The sequence below is a fragment of the uncultured Winogradskyella sp. genome, from assembly GCF_947498005.1.
Classification (GTDB): Bacteria; Bacteroidota; Bacteroidia; order Flavobacteriales; family Flavobacteriaceae; genus Winogradskyella.
Map to the genome: position 1 here is coordinate 646,353 of NZ_CANMIW010000001.1, position 18,450 is coordinate 664,802.

16 protein-coding genes and 1 tRNA gene are annotated in these 18,450 nt (G+C 32.3%); 10 read left to right on the plus strand and 7 right to left on the minus strand.

From position 1 onward, the window contains the following. The first annotated feature begins 53 nt into the window (after positions 1-53). Together Q0891_RS02820 and odhB are read left to right on the plus strand one after the other, a co-directional pair. Complete coding sequence (locus Q0891_RS02820) at positions 54-2,816, plus strand: 2-oxoglutarate dehydrogenase E1 component (protein WP_299098551.1); 2,763 nt, start codon at positions 54-56, stop codon at positions 2,814-2,816. A 40-nt stretch (positions 2,817-2,856) separates the two neighbouring features. After that, on the plus strand, positions 2,857-4,086 hold the full coding sequence (gene odhB / locus Q0891_RS02825; protein WP_299098552.1) for a 2-oxoglutarate dehydrogenase complex dihydrolipoyllysine-residue succinyltransferase: 1,230 nt from the start codon (positions 2,857-2,859) through the stop codon (positions 4,084-4,086). Positions 4,087-4,628: 542 nt separating this feature from the next. On the opposite strand, the gene Q0891_RS02830 is transcribed toward odhB, so the two are convergent. Beyond that, positions 4,629-5,252, minus strand: a complete 624-nt coding sequence (locus tag Q0891_RS02830) for a response regulator transcription factor (RefSeq protein ID WP_299098553.1) — start codon at positions 5,250-5,252, stop codon at positions 4,629-4,631. Between the two features lie 53 nt (positions 5,253-5,305). After that, positions 5,306-5,746, minus strand: a complete 441-nt coding sequence (locus Q0891_RS02835; protein ID WP_299098554.1) for a retropepsin-like aspartic protease — start codon at positions 5,744-5,746, stop codon at positions 5,306-5,308. Between the two features lie 72 nt (positions 5,747-5,818). Between Q0891_RS02835 and Q0891_RS02840 the strand changes: the two genes are divergently transcribed. From Q0891_RS02840 to Q0891_RS02875, 8 genes are all read left to right on the plus strand, one after another. Then, entirely contained in the window at positions 5,819-6,586 is a 768-nt protein-coding gene (locus Q0891_RS02840; protein ID WP_299098555.1) for a TatD family hydrolase, read from the plus strand. Continuing rightward, the gene (locus Q0891_RS02845) at positions 6,587-7,615 is read left to right on the plus strand and encodes an asparaginase (protein WP_299098556.1); all 1,029 of its coding nucleotides are present in this window, start codon (positions 6,587-6,589) and stop codon (positions 7,613-7,615) included. 74 nt (positions 7,616-7,689) lie between these two features. Then, a tRNA-Ser gene (locus tag Q0891_RS02850) sits at positions 7,690-7,777 on the plus strand. A 75-nt stretch (positions 7,778-7,852) separates the two neighbouring features. Next, a complete protein-coding gene (locus tag Q0891_RS02855; RefSeq protein ID WP_299098557.1) occupies positions 7,853-8,620 on the plus strand; it encodes a MotA/TolQ/ExbB proton channel family protein in 768 nt (255 codons plus the stop codon). 9 nt (positions 8,621-8,629) lie between these two features. Continuing rightward, positions 8,630-9,070: a hypothetical protein gene (locus Q0891_RS02860; RefSeq protein ID WP_299098558.1), complete on the plus strand. Its 441-nt coding sequence runs from the start codon at positions 8,630-8,632 to the stop codon at positions 9,068-9,070. A 6-nt stretch (positions 9,071-9,076) separates the two neighbouring features. Continuing rightward, entirely contained in the window at positions 9,077-9,712 is a 636-nt protein-coding gene (locus tag Q0891_RS02865; protein WP_299098559.1) for a biopolymer transporter ExbD, read from the plus strand. 11 nt (positions 9,713-9,723) lie between these two features. Further along, positions 9,724-10,188, plus strand: a complete 465-nt coding sequence (locus Q0891_RS02870; RefSeq protein ID WP_299098560.1) for a biopolymer transporter ExbD — start codon at positions 9,724-9,726, stop codon at positions 10,186-10,188. 89 nt (positions 10,189-10,277) lie between these two features. Beyond that, the gene (locus Q0891_RS02875; RefSeq protein WP_299098561.1) at positions 10,278-10,973 is read left to right on the plus strand and encodes a porin family protein; all 696 of its coding nucleotides are present in this window, start codon (positions 10,278-10,280) and stop codon (positions 10,971-10,973) included. On the opposite strand, the gene Q0891_RS02880 is transcribed toward Q0891_RS02875, so the two are convergent. The 5 genes from Q0891_RS02880 to Q0891_RS02900 all read right to left on the minus strand — a co-directional run bounded on the left by Q0891_RS02880 (position 10,968) and on the right by Q0891_RS02900 (position 18,390). Further along, complete coding sequence (locus Q0891_RS02880; RefSeq protein WP_299098562.1) at positions 10,968-11,576, minus strand: hypothetical protein; 609 nt, start codon at positions 11,574-11,576, stop codon at positions 10,968-10,970. The two genes, Q0891_RS02875 and Q0891_RS02880, sit on opposite strands and share 6 nt — an antisense overlap. Before the next feature lie 8 nt (positions 11,577-11,584). Continuing rightward, positions 11,585-13,051: an RNA polymerase factor sigma-54 gene (rpoN, locus tag Q0891_RS02885; protein ID WP_299098563.1), complete on the minus strand. Its 1,467-nt coding sequence runs from the start codon at positions 13,049-13,051 to the stop codon at positions 11,585-11,587. A 75-nt stretch (positions 13,052-13,126) separates the two neighbouring features. After that, the gene (asnS, locus tag Q0891_RS02890; protein WP_299098564.1) at positions 13,127-14,572 is read right to left on the minus strand and encodes an asparagine--tRNA ligase; all 1,446 of its coding nucleotides are present in this window, start codon (positions 14,570-14,572) and stop codon (positions 13,127-13,129) included. A gap of 65 nt (positions 14,573-14,637) precedes the next feature. Then, positions 14,638-17,046, minus strand: a complete 2,409-nt coding sequence (locus Q0891_RS02895) for an efflux RND transporter permease subunit (RefSeq protein ID WP_299098565.1) — start codon at positions 17,044-17,046, stop codon at positions 14,638-14,640. A gap of 63 nt (positions 17,047-17,109) precedes the next feature. After that, on the minus strand, positions 17,110-18,390 hold the full coding sequence (locus Q0891_RS02900) for a DUF5686 family protein (RefSeq protein ID WP_299098566.1): 1,281 nt from the start codon (positions 18,388-18,390) through the stop codon (positions 17,110-17,112). Positions 18,391-18,450 lie beyond the last annotated feature (60 nt).

Consider the following 18,450-nt stretch of genomic DNA (forward strand, 5'->3'; position numbering starts at 1 on the left):
AAGTTGTATTTTTGACTAAATTATGTTGAAACGACAACGTCTCAAAAAGTATAATGGATAAATATTCCTTTCTCAACGCAGCACATACAGCATACTTTGCTGATTTATACGATCAATATTTAAAAAACCCAGATTCAGTAGAGCCAAGTTGGCGTGCCTTTTTTCAAGGTTATGATTTTGGAGCAGAAAACTATGGCCTTGATGGCGAAATTGTTGAAGGTGTTTCTGCGCAAATCCCAGAGCAGCTTCAAAAAGAATTTCAAATTTTAAAACTGATTGATGGTTATAGAAGTAGAGGTCATTTGTTTACAAAAACGAATCCCGTTAGAGCTCGACGTAAATATGCACCTACGCTAGAAATAGAAAATTTTGGACTAAAGCAAAGCGATTTGCAGTCCGTGTTTTCAGCAGGTGAGGTTTTAGGTCTAGGTTCTAATGCTACATTGCAAACCATTATAGATCATTTAGAAAGCATTTATTGTGATTCTATTGGTATTGAATACATGTATATCAGACAGCCTGAAGAAATTGAATGGATTCAGAACAAGTTGAATGTAAATGATAATCATTCAAAATTTACGTCAGACGAAAAGAAATATATTCTTAAAAAATTAAACCAAGCGGTTTCTTTTGAATCATTTTTGCATACAAAATATGTTGGTCAGAAACGTTTTTCTTTAGAAGGAAACGAATCTTTAATTCCTGCTGTAGATGCTATAATTGAAAAAGCAGCTGATGAGGGCGTAAAAGAGTTTGTAATGGGAATGGCTCATAGAGGTCGTTTAAGTACCTTAACGAACATTTTTGGTAAATCTGCAAAAGATATCTTTAGTGAATTTGACGGAAAAGATTACGAAGAAAAAGTATTTGATGGTGATGTAAAATATCACTTAGGTTGGACGAGTAATCGCGAAACTTATAATAATAAAAAGATTAATCTTAATATCGCGCCAAATCCATCTCACTTAGAGACTGTTGGAGCTGTTGTTCAAGGAATAACTAGAGCAAAACAAGATAAGGATGATATTACAGATGCGTCTCAAGTACTACCTATTGTTGTGCATGGTGATGCCGCAATTGCAGGTCAAGGTTTAGTCTATGAAGTTGTGCAGATGGCAAAATTAGATGGTTACAAAACAAACGGAACCATACATATTGTTGTTAATAATCAAATTGGTTTTACTACAAATTACTTAGATGCACGTTCTAGTACGTATTGTACAGATGTTGCTAAAGTTACATTATCTCCAGTTCTTCATGTAAATTCAGATGATGCAGAAGCGGTAGTGCATGCTGCACTTTTTGCACTTCATTTTAGAATGAAGTTTAAACGCGATGTTTTTATTGACCTATTAGGTTATAGAAAATATGGACATAATGAAGGAGATGAACCTAAATTTACGCAGCCGTTGTTATATAAAGCGATTGCAAAGCATAAAAACCCAAGAGATATTTATGCGCAGCGGTTATTAGATGAAGGTGTGATTACTGATGGTTATGTAAAACATATTGAGAAACGCTACAAAGAATCATTAGAAGAAAAATTAGAAGATTCTAGAAAGGAAGATAAAACTGAGATTACTGCTTTTATGCAAGAGGAGTGGAAAGGTTTTTCTAGAGTTACAGAGAATAAAATGATGGAACAAGTAGATACAACAGTATCTAAAGAAGTTCTAAGAGATATAACAAAGGTAATTTCTAACTTACCAACAGATAAAAAGTTTATACGTAAAATACAGCGATTAATTGAATCGCGTCAAACTATGTTTGATGAAAATCGATTAGATTGGGCAATGGCAGAGCATTTGGCTTATGGATCATTGCTTGTAGAAGGTTATAATGTTAGAATTTCTGGTCAGGATGTTGAGCGTGGAACGTTTTCACATCGACATGCCGTAGTAAAGGTAGAGGATAGCGAAGAAGAGATTGTTTTATTAAAGAATGTATCTGAAGACCAAGGTCAATTTAATATTTTTAATTCATTATTATCAGAATATGGTGTTGTAGGTTTTGATTATGGTTATGCCATGGCAAGCCCTAATACATTAACGATTTGGGAAGCTCAATTTGGAGATTTCAGTAATGGAGCTCAAATTATGTTAGATCAATATATATCTGCAGGTGAAGATAAATGGAAAACTTCTAATGGATTGGTAATGTTATTACCACATGGTTATGAAGGTCAAGGCGCAGAACATTCTTCTGGTCGTATGGAGCGTTATTTACAAATGTGTGCAAAAGACAATATGTTTATTGCAGATTGTACAACTCCAGCTAATATGTTTCACTTGTTACGTAAACAGATGAAAGCTAATTATAGAAAACCTTTAATTGTTTTTACACCTAAGAGTTTATTACGTCATCCAAAAGTAGTTTCTGCAGTAGATGAGTTTGCAACAGGAAGTTTTCAAATGTTAATTGATGATGCTTCAGCTAAAGCAGCAAAAGTGAAATCATTAGTTTTTGTTACAGGTAAATTCTATTATGATTTATTAGAAGAGCAAGAAAAATTAGAAAGAGATGATGTTGCTTTAGTAAGATTAGAGCAGTTGTTCCCGTTGCCGGTAAAAGAAATAAGAGAAATACTTACAAAATATAAAAATGCAGATGATGTAGTTTGGGCTCAGGAAGAACCAAGAAACATGGGAGCTTACAGTCATATATTAATGCATTTAGAAGAGGCAAAACAATTTAGGTCAGCGAGTAGAAGACCGTATGGTGCACCAGCAGCAGGTAGTTCTACACGATCTAAAATAAGACATAAAGAAGTTATAGATTACGTTTTTGATAAAACCAAAAACAACCAGAGAAAATAAATAAAACAACTCAAATTAGAGCTTAATAAAACAACAAAGCATGATTTTAGAAATGAAAGTGCCTTCACCAGGCGAATCGATTACTGAGGTAGAAATTGCAGAATGGTTAGTAGAAGATGGCGATTATGTAGAAAAAGACCAAGCAATTGCGGAAGTAGATAGTGATAAAGCAACTTTAGAGCTGCCAGCAGAAGAAAGTGGTATAATTACGCTTACTGATAAAGATGGCAATAGATATGAGGAAGGTGATGCAGTTGTTGTAGGAGCTGTAGTATGTTTAATTGATACGAGTGCTGCAAAACCAGAAGGTGGAGAAGCACCAGTAAAAGAAACTAAAAAAGAGGAAGCTCCTAAAAAAGAAGTATCTCAACCAGCCGCTGAATCTAAAACTTATGCTACAGGTACTGCGAGTCCTGCGGCAAAGAAAGTTTTAGCAGAGAAAGGAATTGACGCAAGTGCACTTTCTGGTACTGGTAAAGATGGCAGAATTACCAAAGATGATGCTGTTAAGGCTGTACCTTCTATGGGAACTCCAACAGGAGGAAATAGAGGAACTTCAAGAAGTAAAATGTCAATGCTAAGACGTAAAGTTGCAGAGCGTTTGGTAGAAGCTAAAAATACAACAGCGATGTTAACCACATTTAATGAGGTTAATATGACACCAATTTTTGAGTTACGTAAAATTTATAAAGAAGATTTTAAAGCAAAACATGGTGTAAGCCTTGGGTTTATGAGTTTTTTCTCATTAGCCGTAGTTAGAGCTTTAAAAATGTATCCTGCTGTAAATTCTATGATAGATGGCAAGGAAATGTTATCTTATGATTTTGTTGATATCAGTATTGCAGTCTCTGGCCCAAAAGGATTAATGGTTCCTGTGATTAGAAATGCAGAAAATCTATCTTTTAGAGGTGTTGAGTCTGAAGTAAAGCGTTTAGCATTAAGAGCAAGAGATGGTCAAATAACTGTAGATGAAATGACAGGTGGAACATTCACTATTACAAATGGTGGTGTTTTTGGAAGTATGTTATCTACACCTATTATTAATCCTCCTCAAAGTGGAATTTTAGGAATGCATAACATTATTCAGAGACCAATTGCGGTAGATGGTAAAGTAGAAATTCATCCTATGATGTACGTTGCACTTTCTTATGACCATAGAATAATAGATGGAAAAGAATCGGTAGGATTCTTGGTAGCTGTAAAAGAAGCATTAGAAAATCCTGAGGAATTACTAATGGATAACGATGTTAAGAAAGCTTTAGAAATGTAAATTTTTAAAAGAATAAATATAAAAAGCGCAATTCTTATCGAATTGCGCTTTTTTTTGTTCTTAACTAACAACAGAACAACTAACTAACTAACTAACTAAAATTAACTAAAGAAATTTACAGCAACATTTGCTGATATGACGATAATAGAACTAATTATTAATAATGCAATAAATAATCTATCTCGTTTCGATGTTTCATTTTTTGTTACTTCCATAATATCATTTTTTTTGATTAGAAAAGCTCTGAATTTTTTGCTAAACTCAAGCCTTAAAATATTGTATTTAGGGTGTTAATTAATAGCTGATGTAAAGTTGCAAATAATTGTAATACAATGCTATACGTAGAACTACGTATATTTTAAATTTTTTAAATGAAAAAGCCTCGAACAGTCGTTCGAGGCTTTAATAATCCCCTAAGAACTAACTAATAGCTCGTTATTAACCCTTAATTAATAACAATGATTTTAATTGTTGCCAATCGTATCACTGTGGTAAAGGTCATAAATTTAACAATACAATGCTATACGTAGAACTACGTATATTTAAAGAAATTTAGAATTTTCTTTAGCAAATAAATATAAACTTGCTGATTTTGAGTCTAATGAGAGTTTTGTTCTAATGTGACTTTTATGTTTTTCTACTGTTCTAGAAGAAATAAAGAGCTCTTTTGCTATTTCTGTAGCCGTTTTGTTCTCGCCAACAAGTCTAAGAATTTTTATTTCAGCGCCAGTTAATGATTTTATTTTTTCAGGAACCTCATTAAACTCAATGTACGATAATAGTTCTGGACTAAAATAGGGTTTGTCCTCAATAACTGATGAAATACAATTTTCAATTTCATCTAATGCAAATTCCTTTAAGACGTAGCCATATATTTTTAAAGCTTTTGCTTCGTTATATATTTTTTCATCCTTTTCAAAGGTCATTAAAATGATTTTGGTTTTAAGATTTTCATCTTTGCATTTTTTCGCAATTTGTAAACCCGTTAAGAAGGGCATTTTAATATCTAAAATTGCGATATCAGGTAGATGAGCTCTTATTAAGGTTAAAGCTTCTTTTCCGTTTTTTGCACTAGCCAAAAGGTTAAAATTTTTTTCGATTAAAAAATCTTTTAGACCTTTGAGTACAAGCGGATGGTCATCTGCTATAATTATGTGAGGGTTCATGCTGCTATTAATTCTAATTAAAGGTACTAAGAAAAAAGAATATGCGGCATTTATTACAATTTTAAATACAGGTATTTTTTCTCATAATCAATAATCGCATTACCTTTTTTTAGAATATCTGCTCCTATAATACCGTCAACAGGTTCTGCATTATGATTAATTAAACCGTTATTTACATGAGATAAATTAAATAGGATTAATGCTACTCTGTTCTTTTTCCATTTACCAACTTTTATAGAATTTGATGTAGAAATTTGCGTTAGCATATCCGAGGCGCCTGCACCAACAGCTTTAATCTCCGAATCTTTAACTTTTAAGTTAAATCGCTCAATGGCTTCAAATCCAACACAACTATTTGAAGCTCCAGTATCCAAAATAAATTGACCTTTTACACCATTAATAGTTGCTTTAATCTCGAAATGGTTTGTTTTGGTAAATTTTAATTTAATTTTAGAATAACCTTTTAATTTCAGGAAGTCCTTTAGTGAATCCATTTTTCAATTTTTGTAAATATAATATCTATTTTGAAGAATGTAAGTTTAATTTGGTATACCTATTTTTGCAAAATGATAATTACAGATACACATACACATTTATATAGCGATGCCTTTGACGACGACAGATCAGAAATGATTCAGCGAGCAATAGATTTGGGTATAACACGGTTTTTTATACCTGCAATAGACTCTAGTTATACAAAATCTATGCTTCAATTAGAAAAGGATTTTTCTGAAAATGTATTTTTAATGATGGGTTTGCATCCTACGTCAGTAAAAGAAAATTATAAGTCTGAGTTATTACATGTTGAACAACAGTTATTAAATAGAAAATTTTATGCTATTGGCGAAATTGGTATTGATTTATATTGGGATAAATCTACTTTAGATATTCAAATTGATGCTTTTAGATATCAAATACAATTGGCAAAGCAATATAAGTTACCTATAGTAATTCATTGTAGAGAAGCATTCGATGAGATTTTTGAGGTCTTAGAGCAAGAAAAATCAGATGATTTATTTGGAATATTTCATTGTTTTACGGGTAATTTAGAACAGGCTCATAAAGCATTATCATATAATATGAAATTAGGAATTGGTGGCGTAGTAACTTTTAAGAATGGTAAGATTGATCAATTTATTAATCAAATAGATTTAAAACATATCGTTTTAGAAACAGACGCTCCATATTTAGCACCCAAACCGTTTAGAGGAAAACGTAATGAGAGTTCATATGTATATAAGGTTTTAGAAAAATTATCAGAACTTTATGGAATGAGCGGAGCAGAGATTGCAAGAATAACAACTGAAAATTCAAAAGCAATATTCGGAGTATAAATGAACACACAACCAAACATATTACTGATTTATACAGGAGGTACCATAGGCATGGTTAAAGATGCAACTTCTGGCGCTTTGAAAGCATTTGATTTTACAAGTTTATTAGTTAAAATACCTGAACTGAGATTGTTAGATTGTTCAATAGAAACGATATCTTTTGATGAGCCAATTGATTCATCTAATATGAATCCAAAATACTGGGCAGATATAGCTACAATTATAGCAGATAACTACATGAAATTTGATGGTTTTGTCGTTTTGCATGGTAGTGATACTATGAGTTATACAGCTTCTGCGCTTAGCTTTATGCTTGAGAATCTTTCAAAACCTGTAATACTAACAGGATCGCAATTACCAATTGGTGATCTAAGAACAGATGCTAAAGAAAATCTAATAACATCCATTCAAATGGCTTCATTGCAAAAAGATGGAGAACCTGTAATTAGAGAAGTTGGTTTGTATTTTGAATACAAATTGTACCGAGGTAATAGAACAACAAAGCTTAGTGCAGAACATTTTGAAGCCTTTGAGTCTTTAAATTATCCTTTTCTAGCAGAATCTGGAGTGCATTTAAAAGTAAATACTGATGCATTATGGAAGCCAAAAGCAAATGCAGAACTCATACTAAGAACCACAATGGATTCTGATATAGGTGTGTTAAAATTATTTCCAGGAATATCAAGACCAATTTGCGAAGCTATACTTAGAAGTAAATTAATAAAAGGGCTTATTATTGAAACTTACGGTTCTGGGAATGCAACAACAGAATCTTGGTTTTTAGATTTATTAAAAACGGCTATAGATAAAGGGTTGTATGTTGTCAACGTTACGCAATGTGTAAGAGGAAGTGTGAATATGGGACAATATGAAACAAGTTCACAAATGAAATCTATAGGTGTAATCTCTGGAAATGACATGACTACGGAAGCCGCAATTGCTAAAATGATGTATCTTTTAGGAGTAAAAATATCAGGCAAAGATTTTCAATTTTATTTTGAAAGATCCCTTAGAGGAGAAATCTCCTAAAAATAACGGATTTAATTTTAGGGTTTGAAGTTTTTTTCGTTATTTGGCGGTATGTAATTTAAAATTAAATTTACAGAGAGGTGGCCGAGTGGTCGAAGGCGCACGCCTGGAAAGTGTGTATACTCCAAAAGGGTATCGAGGGTTCGAATCCCTTCCTCTCTGCTGATATTTTATGTAATAATTACATATTTTTTTTTATCTTTAACACTTTAACTAATAAAATTAAGATTCAGAACAATGAAAAGATTATTTTCTATCCTTGCCATTACATGTTTAATGGCCATCGGAACTGTTAATGCCAATGCAACAACAGCATTTGCAAGTGCAACAGCAACTGTAACAAGTGTAACTCAAGCAGAACCAGCTTCTGAAGATTTGACGTTTCACCAAGAATTAAAAAAGCGTTTTATAGAAGGTGGTCCAGGCTTTATGGGTATTGTACTACTATGTTTAATTCTTGGATTAGCGATTGCTATTGAGAGAATTATCTTTTTAAACCTTTCAACAACAAATACAAAAAAATTAACTCAAAATGTAGAAGATGCACTTAACTCTGGTGGTATCGAAGCTGCAAAGGAAGTTTGTAGAAATACAAAAGGACCTGTTGCTTCTATATTCTATCAAGGTTTAGATAGAGCAGATGAAGACATTGATGCTGCTGAAAAAGCTGTTGTAGCTTATGGTGGTGTTCAAATGGGCCAATTAGAGAAGAATGTATCTTGGATTTCATTATTTATCGCCTTAGCACCAATGCTTGGTTTCATGGGTACGGTAATTGGTATGATTCAAGCCTTTGATAAAATTGAGGCAGCTGGTGATATGCAACCTTCTTTGGTAGCAGGTGGTATTAAAGTAGCACTTTTAACAACTGTATTTGGTCTTATTGTGGCTATTATACTTCAAATCTTTTATAATTACATCATTGCTAAAATAGATAGCATTGTAAATGATATGGAAGACGCATCTATCACATTGATGGATTTATTAGTAAGACACAAAAAATAAAAATTAATTATGCACAAAATATTTAAAATAGTAGCTGCTGTTTTAAGTTTAATCGGAATTATTTCTCTGGTTAGAATTATCTCAGCTGGTGACGAAGCCATTAAAACGGGCGGAGAGGATGGTCTCTTTGAGCCGATGGCTTGGATAGGTTATATTACATTAGGAATTACTATTGCATTTGTATTGGTTTTTGTATTAAAAAATTTATTTACAAACACATCTGGTCTTAAAAACACTTTAATTGGTGTTGGTGCATTTGTTGCAGTGTTAGTTATTTCTTATGCTGTATCTGGTAGTGATTTACCAATAGAGTATAAAAACGGAGATACAATTGCAACACCAAATGAATCTACAATGGTAGGTGCTGGTATTGTTGCTTTCTATATATTGTTAGCAGTTGCAGCAATTGCTATGATTGGATCAGGAGTTAAAAAAGTAATTAGTAAATAATATAACATGGCAAAAAGAGCAGCACCCGAAGTGAATGCAGGATCAATGGCTGACATTGCCTTCTTATTACTTATATTTTTCTTAGTTACAACAACAATTGAGAAAGACAAAGGATTATTAAGAAGTTTGCCACCCATTGATGACTCTGTAGTAGAGCCACCAATTATTAAGCAAAAGAATTTGTTTACTGTACAAATAGGTCGTGATGGTCGATTATTAGTCGAAGACGAAATAATGGAAATGAAGGATTTAAGACAGGCAGCAATTGATTTCTTAGATAATGGTGGAGGTACAAATGCAGCAGGAGAATCTTGTACTTATTGTAAAGGTGAAAGACTTAGTGATTCGTCTGACCATCCGGATAAGGCAATTATCTCAATGAAGCATGATAGAGAGACTCCATACGAACAGTACATGGACGTACAAAATGAATTAGTTGCAGCTTACAATATCTTAAGAGAGCGTGAAGCTGAAAGACTATACAGAAAGTACTATCCTAATGCAGATAAAGTGTTTACTGCAATGTTAGAGGAGAAAGAGAAGAATCAATTTAATAAGGATGAGGTACTTAATGAGCGTATTGACGCTGTTAAGAAATTAATCCCGATGAAATTGTCTGAAGCAGAACCAGATAAAAATTAAAAGAAACAAATATGTCTAAATTTAGAAATAAAGATAAAGGTGAATTGCCAGCGATTTCAACGGCTTCACTTCCAGATATTGTATTTATGTTGCTTTTCTTTTTTATGGTAGCAACTGTAATGCGTGATAGTTCTTTAATGATTGAAAACAATTTGCCTAGCGCAGATCAGGTTGAGAAATTAAAAAAGGATAGAACGGTATTTATATATGGCGGAAAACCAAGTGAGCAATATAAGCAGTTTGGTACAGAACCTAGAATACAGTTTAATGATGCTTTTATTGGTGTGTCTGATGTAGGGCCATCTGTAAGACAAGCTATTTACGAACTAAATGAAGACTTACAAAGTAAAGTTGTAATTGGTTTAAAAGTAGATAAAGAAACCAATGCTGGTTTAGTGTCTGATATTAAGCAAGAATTGCGTAAGGAAAACGCATTAAAAGTAATGTATATCGCAAATACAAAAACAGAGGATTAATAAATTCTTAATTTTATAATTAAAACGTCCTGAGCAATCAGGACGTTTTTTTGTTCAATAGAAATGAAAGATTTCGTAGTTTTATCAACATGAAAGGTATTTTGTTTCTGATTATTATTTCTATAGGTTTTTATGGCTTTTCGCAAGTTAATGATGGAAGTTCAGGTATTGATAATAAATACCGAGAAGACCAATTCTATACGTCAATAACCTATAATTTAATAAATGAAAAACCATCAGGCGTGAAGCAAAGTGGGTTTTCGTCTGGTTTTCATTTTGGGTTTATAAGAGATATGCCTATTAATAAGCGTAGAAATGTAGCTATTGGATTAGGCTTAGGTGTTTCTGCTAATTCGTACAATCTCAAAGATTTATTAATTGAAGAAATAAATAATGCTACCGAGTTTAGTATTATAGATGAAGATGATTACAATGTTACTAAAAATAAATTTGCAACCTATTTAATCGAAGTTCCATTTGAATTGAGATGGAGGAGCTCTACTGCAGAAGATTATAACTTTTGGCGAATCTACACGGGCTTTAAAGTAGGTTATATGGTCTATAATTCAACAAAATTCACGAGCGAAATTACCAATGTAAAATTATCAAATTTAGATAGCTTTAATTCATTACAGTACGGCTTAACTTTAAGTGCAGGTTATAGTACTTGGAATTTTCACATGTACTACGGACTCAATTCAATTTTTGATTCTAGTGCGAAATTAGAAACGGATAATGTAAATATGAAATCCTTTAAAATAGGTCTCATGTTCTACATTTTATAACCAATAATTCAAAAGTATTAATTGTGGTGTAAACCCTGTAAATAGCCCTAAGATTAACTCTTGGTTTGTGTGTGCTTTCAAGTGCAGACGTGATGTAGCAATAGCACCTAAAATAATCATCATCAGGGCAATTGTACCATTTATATTTATATGATAGTATACACCAATGTTAATGGCAAACATAAAAAAACCTGCAGCAGCAATCATATGTATACTGGCCTTTATTTTAAAAACAGCCATTAAGAAGCAGATTAATGTTGAGCAAAAAATACCTAAAAAGAAATAAAACAATTCTATTATTTCACTAGGAGGTAAAACTCTAATTAAAATTAAAACGATGATGATACAATTAATAAACAAGGGAATTAATCGTTCTCTTGTACTTTTTAAATAAATTGAATCTACTTTATTTATTGTTTTTAATAAGAAGAATAACAAGATCGGTAATATAACGGTAAGGATAATTATAGAAAATATCTTAGCATTCTTTACAGGATCTGGAATGTATCTGCGTGTTTTTGAAAAATAAAATAACACACCTAGTAAAGGCATTATTAAAGGATGAAAAACAAACGATATTCCTTTTAAAATAAAATTTTTCATTAAAATTATTAAAGTTCCTTTCTTAAACGAGCTACAGGTATATCTAATTGTTCTCTGTATTTTGCTACTGTACGTCTTGCAATAGGGTAACCTTTTTCTTTTAAGATTTTAGAAAGGGCTTCATCTGTTAGTGGTTTCTTTTTACTTTCTTCTTCAATAACCGTTTCAAGTATTTTTTTAATTTCTCTAGTTGAGACCTCTTCTCCTTGATCGTTTGTCATTGATTCAGAGAAGAATTCTTTAATCAATTTAGTTCCATATGGTGTATCTACATATTTACTATTGGCAACACGAGATATGGTTGATACATCCATTTCTATTTCGTCTGCAATATCCTTTAAAATCATAGGACGTAAATTACGCTCATCACCTGTTAAGAAGTATTCTTTCTGATAATGCATAATAGAACTCATTGTAATAAATAAAGTCTGCTGACGTTGTCTAACAGCTTCTATAAACCACTTTGCAGCATCTAATTTCTGCTTTATAAACATTACGGCATCTTTTTGAGACTTAGATTTCTGCTTGGTCTCCTTGTAGCCTTTAAGCATGTTATTGTACTCTCTAGAGACATGTAATTCTGGTGCATTTCTACCATTAAGTGTTAACTCTAATTCGCCATTAACAATCTTAATCGCAAAATCTGGTACAATATGCTGTACAATTTTATTATTACCAGCATAAGAACCTCCTGGTTTAGGATTTAAGTGTTCTATTTGCTCAATCGCGTCTTTAAGCTGCTCTTCATCAATATTGAATTTTTGTAGCAACTTTTTATAATGCTTCTTAGTAAACTGCTCAAACGCTTTATCAATAATTGCAATGGCCATTTCAACATCTGGATGTTGTTCTTTTCTATGCAACTGAATACTTAAACATTCTTGCAAGTTACGTGCACCAACGCCTGCAGGATCTAATTGATGTACAATTTTTAGAACCCTCTCAACGTCTTCTTCTGTGGTATATACATTTTGAGTAAAAGCTAAGTCATCCGTAATATCAGATAATGAACGACGTATATAACCACTTTCATCAACACTACCAACTAGGAAATAAGCAATTTCTTCTTCTTGTTCAGATAAACGAAATGTATTTAATTGATTTATTAAATGCTGTGTAAACGAAGTTCCGGCTGCGTAGGGCACAGATTTCTCTTCATCATCAGCGCTATAATTATTGGCTTGTGTTCTATATTCTGGTATCTCGTCGTCGCTGAGATACTCATCAATATTTATATCGTCGGCTTCAATAGTTTCATTATCATCATAAGTGTCGTCTGAATTATCAAATTCGTCTAAATTATCTTGTGATGCTTCTGATTCTTTACCAGTATCTAACGCAGGATTTTCTTCTAGCTCTTGCTTTAACCGTTGCTCAAACGCTTGCGTAGGCAACTGAATCAACTTCATAAGTTGAATCTGTTGTGGTGAGAGCTTCTGTGAAAGTTTAAATGATAAAAACTGCTTTAAAGACATATAATTTCTGTTGATTATAAATGTAATAAAAAAAACCTGATGGGTTTCTATAACCTATCAGGTAAATTTTTACAATTAAAATTCTGCATTTTGAGGTGTTCTTGGATAAGGAATGACATCTCTAATGTTGCCCATTCCGGTTGTGAACATTACCAAACGCTCAAAGCCTAAACCAAAACCAGAGTGTACTGCGGTTCCGTATTTACGTAAGTCTAAATACCACCATAACTCCTTCTCATCAATATCTAAAGCTTTCATTTTTTCTTTTAAAACGTCTAAACGTTCTTCACGCTGAGAACCACCTACCATTTCGCCTATTCCTGGGAATAATATATCCATAGCTCTTACAGTTTCTCTTCCTTCTGCGTCTGGCTCGTTTAAACGCATGTAAAATGCTTTAATATTTGCAGGATAATCAAATAATATTACAGGACATTTAAAGTGCTTTTCGACTAAGAAACGCTCGTGCTCAGATTGTAAATCTGCTCCCCATTCATTTATTAAATAATTGAATTTCTTCTTCTTGTTTGGCTTACAATTTCTAAGAATATCAATCGCTTCTGTATAACTAACACGCTTAAAGTTGTTGTCTACAACAAACTTAATCTTTTCAATTAAGCTCATATCACTACGTTGTGCTTGAGGTAATTTTTCTTCCTCTTTTTGTAAACGATCATCTAAGAATTCTAAATCTTCTTTGTTGTGTTCTAATACGTAACTTAAAACAGATTTCATAAAATCTTCAGCCAAATCCATATTTCCGGCTAAATCCATAAAAGCAACTTCTGGTTCAATCATCCAGAATTCTGCTAAATGACGTGTTGTATTAGAATTTTCAGCTCTAAACGTCGGTCCAAAGGTGTAAACTTTACCTAAAGACATCGCGTACGTTTCAGCTTCAAGTTGACCAGAAACGGTTAAGTTCGTTTCTTTTCCGAAGAAATCTTCTTTATAATTTACAGTTCCATCCTCATTTAGTGGTGGATTTTTAGCATCTAAAGCCGTTACTTTAAACATTTCTCCAGCACCTTCAGCATCACTACCAGTAACAATAGGTGTATGCATGTAGTTAAAGCCATTCTCATTAAAATACTTGTGTACTGCAAATGATAACGAAGAACGCAAACGCATTACAGCGCTAAATGTATTTGTTCTAGTGCGTAGATGAGCATTTGCTCTTAAAAATTCGAAAGTGTGTTTTTTAGGTTGAATAGGGTAGGTTTCTGGGTCAGAATCTCCTAACACGTCTAAAGTTTTTACAACAATTTCAACAGATTGTCCTTTACCTTGGCTTTCTACCAATTCTCCAGTAACATGAATAGCTGCACCTGTTGTGATACGCTTTAATAAGGCTTCGTCAAAATTTTCAAAATCAACAACACATTGAATATTATTTATGGTTGAACCATCGTTTAAAGCAATAAATCGGTTTGCTCTAAAAGTTCTTACCCAACCTTTTATAGAAACGTCTTGTAACGTTCCATCTTGTGACAATAATTCTGCTACAGTTTTTGAAGTCATTTTTTAATTATTTTGAATGCTAATATATATGATACCAAATAAATTTTAAAATCTATTTAGTGGTGTTAATCGTTTTGTTCTGCGTTATCCTCAGCTTCATCTTCCGAAGGAATAATATTTATAGAAGGTTTTCTTAAAACTTCTTTATTCGCAATATTTCGTTCTAAAGATAGCAACAGCGAAGGTAATAATAGTAGGTTAGATAACATGGCGAAAAGTAACGTTATAGATACTAAAGCACCTAATGCCACTGTACCACCAAAACTTGAAATGGTAAATACTGAAAACCCAAAGAATAGCACAATAGATGTATATATCATACTCACGCCAGTTTCTCTAAGTGCTGCATAAACGGATTTTCTAATTTTCCAGTTATTGGCTTGTAATTCTTGCCTGTACTTTGCCAAAAAGTGAATAGTGTCATCTACTGAAATACCAAATGCAATACTGAATACCAATATGGTTGAAGGCTTAATTGGTACACCAACATAACCCATTAATCCTGCCGTAACTAAAAGTGGCAATAAGTTTGGAATTAATGACACAATTATCATTCTAAACGAACGGAACAGGTATGCCATAAATAAAGCTATTAATACAATGGCTAAGGTTAAGGAAATGATTAAATTTTTAACCAAATACTTCGTTCCTTTCTGAAAAACCAAAGCTTTACCAGTCATTATTACCTCGTAGCGTTCACTTGGGAAAACCTTATCTATTTTAGTTTGAAGGTCTTCTTGTATGCGTTCCATTTTTGCAGTTCCAATGTCTTTCATAAACGTGGTAATACGTGCATACTGACCTGTACTATCTACAAAACTAGTGAGTAAATCTACATCTGAAGTTGAGTTTTTAGCATAAGATAAAATGAAGCTATTTTCTTGACTTGTGGGTAATTGATAATATTTTGGATTCCCATTATAATATGCCTGCTTACTATATTTTACCAAGCTTACTACGGAAATAGGTCGTGATAATTCAGGAATTTCATCAATAACCTCCTCTAATTGTTCCATGCGTTTTAAGGTAGATAATTTCATAACTCCTTTTTTACGCTTAGTATCAATCATTATTTCTAATGGCATAATACCATCAAATTCAGATTCAAAAAATCGAATATCCCTAAAAAATTCAGTGTCTTGTGGCATGTCTTCAATAAGACTACCAGAAATTTTAATTTGGTAAATACCAATTATACTTCCTATGATTAAAATTAATCCGGTAGCATAAATGGTAATTTTTCGGTCTTTTACCATGCTTACCATCCAATTTACAAAGGCACCAATCCAGCGTTTATTTAGATGTTCTAAATGACGTGCTTTGGGATAAGGTAAAAACGTATATAGAATAGGAATGATAAGTAAACAAAGAATGAAAATAGCGACAATACTTAGCGAAGCTACAATACCAAACTCTTTTAGCAATTTACTTTCAGTAAGAATAAAAGTAGCAAAACCAGAAGCTGTAGTAATATTTGTCATTAATGTTGCATTACCTACTTTAGTAATAACACGTTGTAATGATTTTACTTTATTACCATGCGATTTTACTTCATGCTGATATTTATTAATTAAGAAAATACAGTTAGGTATACCAATTACAATAATTAAAGGAGGAATTAAAGCTGTAAGTACTGTAATTTCATAACCTAATAAACCAAGAATTCCAAAAGTCCACATCACACCAAAACAAACGACAATAAGTGAAATAAAAGTCGCTCTAAATGATCTAAAGAATAAAAAGAATATTAATGAGGTAACAAATAAGGCAGCACCAATAAAAATTGGAATTTCATCTACAATGTTCTGCGCATTTAATGTTCTTATATATGGCATTCCCGAAACACGTACGTCTAATCCTGTTTCTTCTTCAAAAGCCGTAATTTTTGGTAAAAAATCATCAATTACGAAATCTTTTCGAGCAGATGTATTAACAATATCCTTTTTTAAATAAATGGCCGTTCTTATCGTTTTGGATTCTGCATTGAACAAAAAATTATCGTAAAATGGGTATTTTTTAAACAACTCGTCTTGAAGAACATCTATTTCTTTTAGACTGTGTATAGAATCTTTAATAAACGGTTCTAAGTCAAATTGCTTTTTTTCGTTATTCTTTACTAGTTTTTGAAGATCTTTTATGGATAGAACAGATTCAACTTCTTCATAATCTTTAAACGAACCAGCAAGGTTGTTCCATGCATTAAATTCTTTAACAGAAAACACCGTAGAATCTTTAACTCCCAGGACAATTAGATTTCCTTCTTCTCCAAAGACTTCTAAAAAATCATTATAAATAAGATTTACCTCATGATCGTCTGGTAGTAGATTAGCTTCAGTAAAGGTAAAACGCATGTGCTTCCATTGCATACTGAAAAACACAGTGGTAAGTATTATAGCTATAAGTATAAAGATTTTATTACGTAGAATTAGCCTCGCAATAGCTTCCCAAAAGCCTGTGGTTAAAAGTTTAAACATGCAAAAATAAAATAAGGAGCAAAGGTAGAAAAAACCTAAAGAATTGAAAGGTATTTAATTAGATTATAATGAAATATTAAACGTGAACTTAAAAGCTAGATTATCCTCAAATTTTGGCAAGTGATAACCACCATATCTGTAGGCGAAACTTAAGCCAAAACCAAAAAATAATTTGTTGATTTCAAGGCCAGACTCAGAATAGATTTTTTCTAAAGTATTAAACTCAATGCTTTGGTGTCTGCTTTTACTATTCATTGCACCTACTGCATATCTAGAAATTAATACTAATTGAGGCTTAAAACGTTCACTTATTTTAAATGGTTTGAAGTAATGCTTTAGTTGTAGCGTAGAGAATTTATCACTGAAAAATTCATTGAAGTACATGGTTTCAAAACTATTTAAACCAGCTACAGAAAATCGCCTCATAACAGTTTCTTTATTTATATTATTTGGGTAAGCGTGATATAAATGTGTTAAAGGCGTGTCGCCTCCAGCGATTCCTGCTACTAAGGTTACTTTACTTATGGCTTCGTTTTTATGTACGAGCTGGTGGATGGTCCTAAAGTCTAGTTTAGCAAAATTAAAATCGCTACCAAATACGGACTTAAATCCTTGGGTTAACTGAAGGGTAAATTTTGGATAGCCATCCTTTGTCTCTTTAACCATATCATTCTCTACAGTGTAATGGCTGAATGGACTCCATTGTAAGCTCATTTTTACAGTGCTTAAATCGTAAGTTTTATAATTAGTATCATCGAGAATGTAGGTGTAATTATAAGTTGGTGTTATTTTGGAAATTGCGAACTGCGTTTCAGATAATAAATTTTTAGATACTTTATGTTGAATAGCAATTGATTTGGTTATATGCCTATGAAATAAATCAATGTTTAATAAACGTGGTTCAAAAAATGTAAAGAACCGCTTATCTGTAAGAAACTTTGAACTTCCCGTTTCTTGTAAATCATCTATATAAGAAAGATTTACCCAAGTGTTAGAGGCTTTATTTACTCTAAATCCACCACCAACTTTATATTTTAAAGATTTGTCCCTAAAACCATAAACGAGATAGCCATCTAAGCGATAACGGTCAGAAAAACGATCATTTGTTATACCACCTAAGCCTGTTCTAAAACCTTCATATTGATTAAACTTTATAAGATATCTTAAATCAATATTGAAGTGATTGAATGGAAGAAAACCATTACCAATATTTTTTAGAAATTCTATTTTTTTTATGGAATCTCTAGCGGTTATGGTAGAATCTTTATCTAAGGACTGAGGCTGTTGAGCAAAACTTAATAGGGAAAACGTTAAAATAAAAACTAGAAGTAGATGTTTTAACATTTGAAATTTTTAATTGAGTTGAATAAAAATAGCCCTAAATAAATTTAGGGAATTTTAATT